Source organism: Citrobacter sp. XT1-2-2 (genome assembly GCF_023516235.1).
GTDB lineage: Bacteria > Pseudomonadota > Gammaproteobacteria > Enterobacterales > Enterobacteriaceae > Citrobacter > Citrobacter werkmanii.
Genome location: NZ_CP097324.1, coordinates 2,505,190 through 2,516,024 on the forward strand (window position 1 = coordinate 2,505,190; position 10,835 = coordinate 2,516,024).

The following is a 10,835-nucleotide window of genomic DNA, read 5'->3' on the forward strand; positions in this document are numbered from 1 at the left end:
TTTAATACATTGAAACCCTGTTTTGATCAATCCCCAGCGACAAATTAGAGAGTTTTATAAAAAAGTGTGGTCCCGGTCAGCGTCCCGTCAGGCATTTTGGCATAGTCAGGTATCACTCCTGCTTTTTGCCACCCACACTTGTGGTAGAACAACTCCGCGCCACTGCCCGTCGCCGTATCGAGCACCAGCAACGTTTTGCCCCTTTGACGCGCACAACTTTCCAGCTCGTTCATCAATTCCCGGGCAATCCCGCTCCGCCGCGCAGAAGTATGAACCAGCAGCTTAGCGACATCGGCGCGATGAGGTTGGTTTTCAGGTTGATCGATAATGAGCTGGACGGTACCGACAAGCGTTCCCTGGGCATTCTGGGCGCCAAGAACGAGTCTTTCCCCACGGGCAACGCTTTGCGCGACGTTCATCCAGAAAGGCCGTGATTTCTCACGATTAAAAGGCAGCATAAAGCTGACGGAGGCGCCATCATTGACGCACTGTTCAAGGACATCGCTGAGCTCGTCGATTCTCGACAGAATCTGGGCCACATTCAGCACGAAGCAGGGTTTGCAGGAAGCCATTTTTTCTCCTTAGATTGACCCCCTCAGCATGTTTTTAACAATTACATAACACAAGGGGTTGTATCATAGGATAATGTTATCTATGGCTTGTTCATTTGAATCACTAACCAGTGATATATAACCGTGACAACGTAACGTTGCTGTTGTTCGTTTAGTGCCACACCCTGAGGAATGTCATGCCATTTTGCCAGGCACCCCCGACAGCAGGTCGCCGTCGCGTGCTGCGCGATGAATACCGGGTGACCACGCATTGGCGTCTGCTTCCCATCATTAGCGGGAAAAGCGGGAGCCAGCCGTTTGGCAATAAAATCGGCTGCATGTTGTTCAATAACCGGCGCGCCTTTATCCAGACAATACTGCCTTTCTTTCTGGCCGAGGCGAAACCGCGAGCGAAACGTCGATTTCGCCAGCCGGGCAAAAAGAGGATCGAGCGTATTCATCAGTAAACCGAACGCCCCATTTGTTGCGTTAGTTGCTCCAGCGCGGCGATACCCGCCAGTGAATTTCCCGCTGGGTCCAGTTCCGGACTCCAGACAGCAATCGCCATCTCGTGCGGAACGATGGCCACGATACCGCCACCCACACCAGATTTTGCCGGCAACCCAACCCGCCAGGCAAATTCCCCTGCGTTCTGATACATCCCACTGGTCGCCATCAGCGCGTTGATTTGTCGGGCCTGCATCGGCGTCACTACGGGCTCCTCAAGATGGAAGGCATGGCCCTGATTCGCCAAAAATACGAAGGTTCGCGCCAGTTCCACACAGCTCATTTTCAATGCACAGTAGTGAAAATAGTTTTGCAAAACAGTGGTCACGTCATGGTTAAAATTGCCGAACGATTTCATCAACCAGGCAATAGCCGCGTTACGTGCAGAATGCTCAAACTCTGATCGCGCCACCGTCGCATCGTAGGCGATATCCGGGACGCCGCTTAATGCCCGGACCACTTCCAGCATCCGTTGACGTGGTGCGCTCAGACGCCCTTGCAGCATGTCGCAAACCACCAGCGCCCCGGCGTTAATAAAGGGATTACGCGGGATACCCTGCTCCAGTTCCAACTGCACCAGGGAATTAAAAGGATGACCGGACGGATCTTTGCCAACGCGTTGCCAGATCTCCTCTTCCTGATAGTGACGCATCGCCACGACCAGGCTTAATACCTTCGAAATCGACTGAATAGAAAAGCGTTCTTGTGCATCCCCTGCCTGATAGTGCTGCCCATCGACGGTACAGATGGCGATGCCCAGTTTTGAACCGTCGACAGAGGCTAACGCAGGAATATAATCAGCGACTTTACCCTGACCAATCAGCGGACGAACCTGCTGTACAATGGTCTCTAAAATTGAATTGTCCATGGCCCTGGCCACAACATGCTCCTTGCTCGCAGGTATGAAAGGCCTGCGAGTATAACAGAGCTGAATACGCTGCGTCAGACCATTAGGTGTCAGCGGACGAAGAGTCAATGACAAAAATATGCCGAGACCAGACAGGTGCCCCCGACGGAGGCACCCTCACCTTCAGAGGCGGTTTTTCCAGACGGTCTGCACATTACAAAATTCATGCAGGCCAAAATGCGAAAGCTCGCGACCAAAACCACTTTTCTTCACGCCGCCAAACGCTACACGGGCATCGCTGGCGCTGTAACCATTGATGAATACGCCTCCACACTCCAGACGAGAGGCCATCTTCTGGGCCAGCGCGTCATCCGCAGTGAACACCGTGGCGGATAATCCAAAATCACTGTCATTCGCCAGCGCCAGAGCATGTTCCGCATTCCTGGCAACGGTGATCGCCGCAACCGGACCAAACAGCTCCTGACGGAAAGCCGTCATTTCTGGCGTTACGCCGCCCAGTACCGTCACGGCATAGTAATTGCCCTGACCTGCTATTTTTTCACCGCCAAGAAGTAACTTCGCTCCTTCGGCCAGGGATGCTTCAACCTGCTGATGTAACTCATCACGCAGATCAAATCGCGCCATCGGTCCAAGATCATTTTCTTCGTTTAACGGATCGCCCATTTTGAGCGCGCTCGCGGCCGCCACAAAACGCGCAGTAAATTCTTCTGCAATCCCTTCTTCGATAATAAAGCGCTTCGCTGCCGCACAAACCTGCCCGGTATTCTGATAACGTCCGGCGACTGCCGCTTTAACGGCCAGATCGAGATCGGCATCATTGAGGACAATAAACGGATCGGAACCACCCAATTCAAGTACGCATTTTTTCAGCGCCGCACCCGCCTGTGCACCAATCGCCGCACCGGCGCGTACGCTCCCCGTTACCGTGACTGCCGCGATGCGCGGGTCGTTAATCATCTGACTGACGCCGGCGTTATCGGCATTGATCCAACCGTAAACACCGGCTGGTACGCCTGCATCAGCAAAAACCTGTGCAATAATCGCAGCACAGCCGGTTACGTTAGGCGCATGCTTTAACAAATAGCCATTTCCGGCCAGCAGAATCGGAATGGCGCCACGCAGTACCTGCCACAGCGGAAAATTCCACGGCATGATCGCCAGAATAGTTCCAAGCGGGCGATACTCAATCACCGCCTGGTTATTTTCCACCAGCGTGGGCTCCGGGTTCAGCATCGCGGGTCCATGTTCGGCGTACCAGTCACACAACGCGGCTGACTTGGCGACTTCACCCCGAGCCTGTTTGATGGGTTTACCCATTTCACGTGAAATACACTGCGCCATCTCTTCCGCGCGATTACGCAGGGCCTGGCCGATATGACGCAGCGTATGCGCGCGGTGCGCGACGGTAGTCTGTTTCCATTCACTGTAGCCACTTGCTGCAAGACTCAGTGCCTGAGCAATCTCTTCAGTGCTGGCCCACGGCATCGCCGTCAGTCTTTCACCGCTGGTAGGATCAACCGAAATAGCATGTGTTGCTGCTGTGATAGTCATAGATGCCTCTCTTTATCGCAGGGTATGGTTATATCATGAGCATATTTACTCTTTCTGAAAAATGAATAATATTAACCACACCATTCACGATTAGAGAATATTATGGATCTGACGCAACTGGAAATGTTCAATGCCGTCGCGGAGACCGGCAGCATTACGCAGGCCGCAGCGAAGGTGCACCGCGTGCCGTCCAATCTCACTACCCGTATACGCCAACTTGAGGCCGATCTTGGCGTCGATCTGTTTATTCGTGAAAACCAGCGCCTGCGGCTTTCCCCCTCCGGGCACAACTTTTTACGCTACAGTCAGCGGATCCTGGCGCTGGTTGAGGAAGCGAGAATGGTGGTCGCCGGGGATGAACCGCAGGGCTTGTTTTCGCTCGGATCGCTGGAAAGCACCGCCGCGGTGCGTATTCCTGCAACGCTGGCTGAATATAACCAACGATACCCGAAAATTCAGTTTGCACTGGCGACAGGTCCCTCTGGCACCATGCTGGACGGCGTGCTCGACGGCACGCTGAACGCTGCCTTTGCCGATGGCCCTATTACCCACCCCGGACTTGAGGGTATTCCGGTCTATCGTGAAGAGATGATGATTGTCACCCCGCACGGTCATCCTCCCATCCAGCGGGCCAGCGACGTCAACGGCTGCAGTATTTATGCGTTTCGCGCCAACTGTTCCTACCGCCGACATTTTGAAAGCTGGTTTCATGCCGATCGCGCCATGCCGGGTACCATTCATGAAATGGAGTCATACCATGGGATGCTGGCCTGCGTTATTGCCGGTGCGGGTATCGCGCTGATTCCACGTTCGATGCTGGAGAGTATGCCCGGACACCATCAGGTCAACGCCTGGCCATTGAGCGAAAACTGGCGCTGGCTGAATACGTGGCTGGTCTGGCGAAGGGGGGCGATGACGAGGCAACTGGAAGCCTTTATTGAGGTATTGAACCCGCAGCTGTAAAAATGAGATCCGCATCACGAAATGATTGTATTTTCACCAGCAAACGTTTTAAGATCGCGATCTTACCTTTTCGCAGCTAATCCACTGATTCACTATGACAACAGACACTGTTTCCCGCAAAGTGGCGTGGCTACGTGTAGTTACGCTCGCCATTGCCGGTTTTATTTTCAATACCACAGAGTTTGTCCCTGTCGGTTTGCTGTCCGACATTGCACAAAGTTTTAATATGCAGACCGCTCAGGTTGGGATAATGCTGACGATCTACGCCTGGGTTGTTGCCTTAATGTCGCTTCCCTTCATGCTGCTCACCAGCCAGGTGGAACGACGCAAGCTCCTGATCTGTCTGTTTGTCGTGTTCATCGCCAGCCATGTACTCTCTTTCCTGGCCTGGAATTTCACCGTGCTGGTGATTAGCCGCATTGGTATCGCCTTTGCGCACGCTATTTTCTGGTCCATTACCGCATCGCTGGCGATTCGCCTGGCCCCGGCAGGAAAACGCGCGCAGGCGCTTAGTCTGATTGCTACCGGCACCGCGCTGGCAATGGTGCTGGGTCTGCCTATCGGGCGTATCGTCGGTCAGTATTTTGGCTGGCGCACCACGTTCTTTGCCATCGGCATGGGGGCGTTAGTCACCCTGCTCTGCCTGATTAAGTTACTGCCTAAATTGCCCAGCGAACACTCCGGTTCACTTAAAAGTTTGCCGGTGTTATTCCACCGTCCGGCATTGATGAGTCTGTATGTGCTGACGGTGATTGTGGTCACCGCCCACTACACGGCTTATAGCTACATTGAACCGTTTGTACAGACCGTCGCCGGACTGAGTGCCAACTTTGCTACCGTGCTGCTACTGATTCTGGGCGGCGCGGGTATTATTGGTAGTGTGATATTTTGCAAACTGGGTAACCTTCATGCGTCCATGCTTATCAGTAGCGCCATTGCCCTGCTGACGCTGTGTCTGGTGCTGCTGCTACCAGCCGCTGACAGCGAAATGCACCTCGCCATCCTGAGTATTTTCTGGGGCATCGCGATTATGTTGATCGGCCTTGGCATGCAGGTAAAAGTGCTGGCGCTGGCCCCGGATGCCACCGATGTCGCAATGGCGCTGTTCTCCGGTATCTTTAATATCGGCATTGGCGCTGGCGCGCTGGTGGGAAATCAGGTGAGTTTGCACTGGTCGATGTCAACGATTGGTTATACAGGCGCAGTGCCTGCCGTTGTCGCGTTGGTATGGTCGGTGATTATCTTTCGTAAATGGCCAGTATCGCTCGAAGAGCGGCCTCAACATTCATAAAAAACGGGCCTGGTAAAACAATACCGGGCCCGTTTTTTTAAGCGTAAGTTTTAATAATTTCCAGCACGCCGTTAATAATAAACTGCACGCCCATACACACCAGCAGGAAGCCCATCAGACGCGAAATAGCTTCTATGCCGCCTTTGCCTACCAGGCGCATAATCCCACCAGAACTGCGTAAACACCCCCACAGGATAACGCCGACAACTGCAAAAATTATCGGCGGCGCAACCATAATTACCCAATCAGGAAATTCGGAGCCATGACGGACGGTTGACGCCGAGCTGATGATCATTGCTATCGTGCCCGGACCGGCGGTGCTTGGCATTGCCAGCGGTACAAATGCAATATTGGCAGTCGGTTCATCTTCCAGCTCCTCTGACTTGCTTTTCGCCTCAGGAGACTCATGCGCCTTTTGTTGTGGAAACAACATCCGAAAACCGATAAACGCAACGATTAACCCACCCGCAATTCGTAATCCGGGGATTGAAATCCCGAAGGTATTCATCACCAGTTGTCCGGCATAGTACGCCACCATCATGATGGCAAACACATACACAGACGCCATCAGAGACTGACGGTTACGCTCCGCGCTATTCATGTTACCAGCAAGGCCAAGGAACAACGCCACGGTGGTTAACGGGTTTGCCAACGGTAACAGGACTACCAGCCCCAGTCCTATTGCTTTAAACAAGTCCATCATAATGTCATCTTTCCTGTGCGTTAATCGTCAACGGCAAGTATAAGGTGAAACCCGAGAGATAAGCCATTTTCACGGTGTAAGGATTCATTTTTCACCTGCACCTATAAGCCATAATTATCAAACTGTTAAAATTATATACGTCTGTTGAGGAGCCTGCTGATTTAGCAAAACGTGGCATTTTCCGCCCCATTTATTTGACTTATATTTGCCTAAGCAATAATATCAGCCGTGACTAACTACTTGCCAGGGCAACCATTGTGAAAAGCACCAGTGATCTGTTTAACGAAATCATCCCACTGGGGCGTTTGATCTACATGGTTAATCAGAAAAAAGATCGTTTGCTAAACGACTATCTGTCACCGCTGGATATCACGGCATCACAGTTCAAAGTGCTCTGCTCCATCCGTTGCGCGGTGTGCATCACCCCTGTCGAATTGAAAAAAGTGCTGTCTGTCGATCTTGGCGCCCTGACGCGGATGCTGGACAGACTGGCCTGTAAAGGCTGGATAGAAAGGCTTCCGAATCCACACGATAAGCGTGGCGTGCTGGTGAAACTCACCGAGCATGGCGCAGCAATTTGCGAGCAGTGTCACCAATTAGTCGGGCAAGACCTGCACCAGGAACTAACAAAAAACTTAACGGCGGATGAAGTAGCCACGCTTGAGCATTTGCTTAAGAGAATTCTGCCGTAAACAGAAAAGAGGTATGACGATGTCCAGACGCAATACTGACACAATCACTATTCATAGCATTTTGGACTGGATCGAAAATAACCTTGAATCGCCGCTCTCGCTGGAAAAAGTGTCTGAGCGTTCAGGTTACTCCAAATGGCACCTGCAACGGATGTTTAAAAAAGAAACCGGTCATTCACTGGGTCAATACATCCGCAGCCGTAAAATGACTGAAATAGCGCAAAAATTAAAAGAAAGTAACGAGCCGATTCTTTACCTGGCGGAGCGTTACGGCTTTGAGTCTCAGCAAACCCTGACCAGAACGTTCAAAAACTATTTTGATGTTCCGCCGCATAAATACCGTATGACCAATATGCACGGCGAGTCACGCTATTTGCTTCCGCTCAATCAGTGTAACTGCTAATCGCCAAACGACGTAACCGAGGAAATGATGAAAACTCTGTCTTATGCGATGCTGGCCCTGCTGTTGATTGTTTCGGGCCAGAGCATGGCGGAACAGACCGCGCAACCAGCCACCCAGAAAAGCCGTGACGCGATGATTATGCCCCCTGCGCACGATCAGTCCCCGTTCGATTTTAATCATATGGGTGCCGGCAGCGATAAGTCCGACGAATTGGGTGTGCCTTATTACAATACGCGCAACCTGTAATTCGTTTTTGCCTCGCCACGGCGGGGCTTTTTATTACCCTCTCACCTGCGCTATCTTGCGCAAACGAAAGCCAAACACATTAATATACAGCCCAGCCATAATCAGCAGCGCGCCCAGCAGTTGCAAACCCGTGAGCGTTTCATCCAGCAGCACCACCGCACTTGCCAGACCGACAACGGGCACTAACAGCGACAGCGGCGCTACCCGCCAGGTTTCATAACGTCCGAGCAAAGCCCCCCAGATGCCATAACCCACAATGGTCGCCACAAACGCCAGATAAACCAGTGACAAAATGGTGGTCATATCTATCGCCACCAGACTCTGCACAATTTGTGTCGGACCATCAAGCAGTGCGGATGCCAAAAAGAACGGAATAATGGGAATTAAGGCGCTCCACACGACCAGCGACATCACCGCCGGACGCGCCGTATGCTGCATTATTTTTTTGTTAAAGATATTGCCGCAGGCCCAGCTTAGCGCTGCCGCCAGCGTCAGCATAAAACCGAGCATGCCGACATGCTGTCCGTTCAGACTGGCTTCAATCAGTACCAGTACGCCAAACACGGCCAGCGCAATCCCTACCAGCTGTTTCCCGTGCAAACGCTCGCCAAAAGCGAATGCCCCCAGGATGATGGTGAAAAATGCCTGAGCCTGTAATACCAGAGAAGCTAATCCGGCAGGCATACCGAATTTGATGGCGCTAAAGAGAAACGCGAACTGCCCAAAACTGATAGTCAGGCCATAACCAAGTAACAGCGAAAGCGGGATTTTCGGGCGGGCAATAAAGAATATCGCCGGAAACGCCACCAGTAAAAAACGCAATCCTGCCAGCATCAATGGCGGCATATTGTGCAGACCCACTTTAATGACGACAAAGTTCAGGCCCCAAACGACGACGACCAGCAACGCTAACAACCCGTCTTTACGTGACATACCACCGCCCTTGTAAATATTAAATTTTTGTAAACAAGTTAAGGTAACGGAAATCGTTGTACCGGAACAGATCATTAATTCAGGTAGGCTGTTGAGGGCATTTTCCGACAACTTATTGAGTGTACATCACACTTTTACCATGCTATTTGTTTCTGATATCTAAAAAAAACATAACAACATGCATTGTCGGGCAGGAAAATGAATATCTCTCTGAGACGGTCCACTCTCGCGTTACTTGCATCATCTTTGTTATTAACCATTGGGCGTGGCGCTACGCTGCCATTTATGACGATTTACCTCAGTCGGCAGTATAACCTGAGCGTCGATCTGATCGGTTATGCGATGACGGTCGCCCTGACTATTGGCGTCGTTTTCAGCCTTGGCTTTGGTATTCTGGCCGACAAGTTCGATAAAAAACGCTACATGCTGCTGGCTATCTGCGGTTTTGCCTCTGGTTTTATTGCGATCCCACTGGTGCATAACGTGGTGGTGGTGGTACTGCTCTTCGCCCTGATCAACTGCGCCTACTCCGTCTTCGCAACGGTGCTGAAAGCCTGGTTTGCCGATAATCTCTCTGCCACCAACAAAACGAAAATTTTCTCGCTTAACTATACCGTGCTGAACATCGGCTGGACCGTTGGCCCCCCGCTGGGCACGCTACTGGTGATGCAAAGTATTAACTTACCGTTCTGGCTGGCGGCCGCCTGCTCGGCTTTACCACTGGTGTTTATCCAGACGTGGGTAAAACGTTCCAATGCAGCATCAGAAAGTTCAAACGCCGCGGTTTGGTCACCCTCGGTGCTCCTGCGCGACAGAGCATTGTGTTGGTTCACGTTGTCGGCATTTCTGGCGTCATTTGTTGGCGGCGCATTTGCTTCCTGTATTTCGCAATACGTGATGGTGGTCGCCAACGGTGATTTTGCCGAAAAAGTGGTAGCGGTCGTTCTGCCTGTCAATGCCGCCATTGTGGTATCGCTGCAATATGCCCTCGGACGCAGGATCACTGCCGCTAACATTCGACCGCTGATGACAGTAGGCACAATCTTCTTTGTGCTCGGTCTGGTTGGCTTCATGTTTTCCGGCAACAGCCTGTGGTTCTGGGGTATTTCTGCTGCCCTTTTCACGATCGGCGAGGTCATTTACGCCCCAGGCGAATACATGCTGATCGATAACATCGCCCCGGCTGGAATGAAAGCCAGCTATTTTTCCGCCCAGTCGCTGGGCTGGCTTGGCGCCGCGGTAAATCCATTGGTAAGTGGTGTTATTTTGACCACATTACCGCCGTGGTCGCTGTTTGTTGCACTGATCGTGGCAATTATCCTTGCCTGGGCGTTAATGATAAAGGGTATGCGCGCCAAACCCTGGGATCATACGGTAGTCTGCTGATTGTCATCGCGACAGAGCCAGAGTGGTTCTGTCGCGTATCTCAAATGGCCACCAGCTCTCGTACTCCCTCAGATTCCATATTCTCGCCGAAACCGCTTTGAATAATACTTCCGCGCGACATAAGCAGGTATTTGTCAGCCAACTGCTGCGCAAAATCATAGAACTGTTCCACCAGCAAAATGGCCATATCGCCCCGGTGCGCCAGTTGAGAAATAACCTGACCAATCTCTTTAATTACTGACGGCTGGATCCCCTCGGTCGGCTCATCAAGGATCAACAACTGCGGGCGACTGGCCAGCGCCCGTCCAATAGCCAGTTGCTGCTGCTGTCCGCCGGACAAATCTCCGCCCCGTCGATACTTCATCTCCTGTAGCACTGGAAATAGCGCGTAAATATCATCCGGCACGCGCCGGGCGTCCTGTGCTGAAAAGCGGGAAAGGCCCAGCAACAGGTTCTCTTCCACTGTCAGACGCGGAAAAATATCGCGGCCCTGCGGTACGTACGCCACACCGGCTCTGACCCGTTGATGTGGCTTCCAGTGCGTGACATTTTTTTCCTGCCAGAGCACGCTTCCACTGCGGGCAGGAATAAGTCCCATCAGGCATTTTAGTAGCGTTGTTTTTCCCACGCCGTTACGCCCCAGCAGACACGTCACCTCGCCGATACGCGCTTCAAAGCTCACGCCACGCAGAATATGGCTGCCGCCATAATATTGATTCAGTTCATTTACCTGTAGCATCA

Annotated in this window: 13 protein-coding genes; 6 read left to right on the forward strand and 7 right to left on the reverse strand. The window is 52.1% G+C overall.

All coding sequences use genetic code 11. The annotated features are described in order from the left end of the window. Positions 1-44: 44 nt before the first annotated feature. The 4 genes from M4I31_RS11895 to sad form a co-directional block, all read right to left on the reverse strand. The gene (locus M4I31_RS11895) at positions 45-572 is read right to left on the reverse strand and encodes a GNAT family N-acetyltransferase (RefSeq protein WP_085048231.1); all 528 of its coding nucleotides are present in this window, start codon (positions 570-572) and stop codon (positions 45-47) included. A gap of 80 nt (positions 573-652) precedes the next feature. Next, positions 653-1,012: a DUF4186 domain-containing protein gene (locus tag M4I31_RS11900; RefSeq protein WP_038640562.1), complete on the reverse strand. Its 360-nt coding sequence runs from the start codon at positions 1,010-1,012 to the stop codon at positions 653-655. Next, complete coding sequence (glsB, locus tag M4I31_RS11905) at positions 1,012-1,938, reverse strand: glutaminase B (RefSeq protein WP_038640560.1); 927 nt, start codon at positions 1,936-1,938, stop codon at positions 1,012-1,014. Before glsB ends, M4I31_RS11900 begins: the two co-directional genes overlap by 1 nt. A 150-nt stretch (positions 1,939-2,088) precedes the next feature. Further along, complete coding sequence (gene sad, locus M4I31_RS11910) at positions 2,089-3,477, reverse strand: succinate-semialdehyde dehydrogenase (RefSeq protein ID WP_085048232.1); 1,389 nt, start codon at positions 3,475-3,477, stop codon at positions 2,089-2,091. 102 nt (positions 3,478-3,579) lie between these two features. On the opposite strand from sad, the gene M4I31_RS11915 reads away from it, so the two are divergent. Then, positions 3,580-4,440: a LysR family transcriptional regulator gene (locus tag M4I31_RS11915; protein ID WP_038640556.1), complete on the forward strand. Its 861-nt coding sequence runs from the start codon at positions 3,580-3,582 to the stop codon at positions 4,438-4,440. A 94-nt stretch (positions 4,441-4,534) separates the two neighbouring features. Then, a complete protein-coding gene (locus M4I31_RS11920; RefSeq protein ID WP_161668283.1) occupies positions 4,535-5,731 on the forward strand; it encodes a sugar transporter in 1,197 nt (398 codons plus the stop codon). Positions 5,732-5,768: 37 nt separating this feature from the next. Here the strand turns inward: M4I31_RS11920 and M4I31_RS11925 are convergent, their stop codons facing one another. Then, positions 5,769-6,434 (reverse strand): MarC family NAAT transporter, encoded by a 666-nt coding sequence (locus tag M4I31_RS11925; RefSeq protein ID WP_061381352.1) that lies wholly within the window; start codon positions 6,432-6,434, stop codon positions 5,769-5,771. Positions 6,435-6,691: 257 nt separating this feature from the next. Here M4I31_RS11925 and marR point away from each other — a divergent pair, with 257 nt between their 5' ends. The 3 genes from marR to marB are packed head-to-tail and all read left to right on the forward strand — an operon-like array spanning position 6,692 to position 7,775. Then, complete coding sequence (gene marR, locus M4I31_RS11930) at positions 6,692-7,126, forward strand: multiple antibiotic resistance transcriptional regulator MarR (RefSeq protein ID WP_042308445.1); 435 nt, start codon at positions 6,692-6,694, stop codon at positions 7,124-7,126. Between the two features lie 19 nt (positions 7,127-7,145). Further along, the gene (marA, locus tag M4I31_RS11935) at positions 7,146-7,529 is read left to right on the forward strand and encodes an MDR efflux pump AcrAB transcriptional activator MarA (protein ID WP_003032424.1); all 384 of its coding nucleotides are present in this window, start codon (positions 7,146-7,148) and stop codon (positions 7,527-7,529) included. A 27-nt stretch (positions 7,530-7,556) separates the two neighbouring features. Beyond that, on the forward strand, positions 7,557-7,775 hold the full coding sequence (marB, locus tag M4I31_RS11940) for a multiple antibiotic resistance protein MarB (RefSeq protein ID WP_085048234.1): 219 nt from the start codon (positions 7,557-7,559) through the stop codon (positions 7,773-7,775). 33 nt (positions 7,776-7,808) lie between these two features. Here marB and eamA read toward each other — a convergent pair whose 3' ends face one another. Then, a complete protein-coding gene (eamA, locus tag M4I31_RS11945; protein ID WP_085048235.1) occupies positions 7,809-8,708 on the reverse strand; it encodes an O-acetylserine/cysteine exporter in 900 nt (299 codons plus the stop codon). Positions 8,709-8,906: 198 nt separating this feature from the next. Here eamA and ydeE point away from each other — a divergent pair, with 198 nt between their 5' ends. Next, on the forward strand, positions 8,907-10,094 hold the full coding sequence (gene ydeE, locus M4I31_RS11950; protein ID WP_250856872.1) for an efflux MFS transporter YdeE: 1,188 nt from the start codon (positions 8,907-8,909) through the stop codon (positions 10,092-10,094). 40 nt (positions 10,095-10,134) lie between these two features. Here the strand turns inward: ydeE and urtE are convergent, their stop codons facing one another. After that, complete coding sequence (gene urtE, locus M4I31_RS11955; RefSeq protein ID WP_085048237.1) at positions 10,135-10,833, reverse strand: urea ABC transporter ATP-binding subunit UrtE; 699 nt, start codon at positions 10,831-10,833, stop codon at positions 10,135-10,137. Positions 10,834-10,835 lie beyond the last annotated feature (2 nt).

Excerpts from the sequence above, each read along its gene's own strand:
- M4I31_RS11925 (WP_061381352.1), bottom strand. The coding sequence starts at position 6,434 with ATGATGGACTTGTTTAAAGCAATAGGACTGGGGCTGGTAGTCCTGTTA.
- sad (WP_085048232.1), bottom strand. The coding sequence starts at position 3,477 with ATGACTATCACAGCAGCAACACATGCTATTTCGGTTGATCCTACCAGC.
- marA (WP_003032424.1), top strand. The coding sequence starts at position 7,146 with ATGTCCAGACGCAATACTGACACAATCACTATTCATAGCATTTTGGAC.
- M4I31_RS11915 (WP_038640556.1), top strand. The coding sequence starts at position 3,580 with ATGGATCTGACGCAACTGGAAATGTTCAATGCCGTCGCGGAGACCGGC.
- marB (WP_085048234.1), top strand. The coding sequence starts at position 7,557 with ATGAAAACTCTGTCTTATGCGATGCTGGCCCTGCTGTTGATTGTTTCG.
- M4I31_RS11900 (WP_038640562.1), bottom strand. The coding sequence starts at position 1,012 with ATGAATACGCTCGATCCTCTTTTTGCCCGGCTGGCGAAATCGACGTTT.
- eamA (WP_085048235.1), bottom strand. The coding sequence starts at position 8,708 with ATGTCACGTAAAGACGGGTTGTTAGCGTTGCTGGTCGTCGTCGTTTGG.
- urtE (WP_085048237.1), bottom strand. The coding sequence starts at position 10,833 with ATGCTACAGGTAAATGAACTGAATCAATATTATGGCGGCAGCCATATT.
- M4I31_RS11895 (WP_085048231.1), bottom strand. The coding sequence starts at position 572 with ATGGCTTCCTGCAAACCCTGCTTCGTGCTGAATGTGGCCCAGATTCTG.
- M4I31_RS11920 (WP_161668283.1), top strand. The coding sequence starts at position 4,535 with ATGACAACAGACACTGTTTCCCGCAAAGTGGCGTGGCTACGTGTAGTT.
- ydeE (WP_250856872.1), top strand. The coding sequence starts at position 8,907 with ATGAATATCTCTCTGAGACGGTCCACTCTCGCGTTACTTGCATCATCT.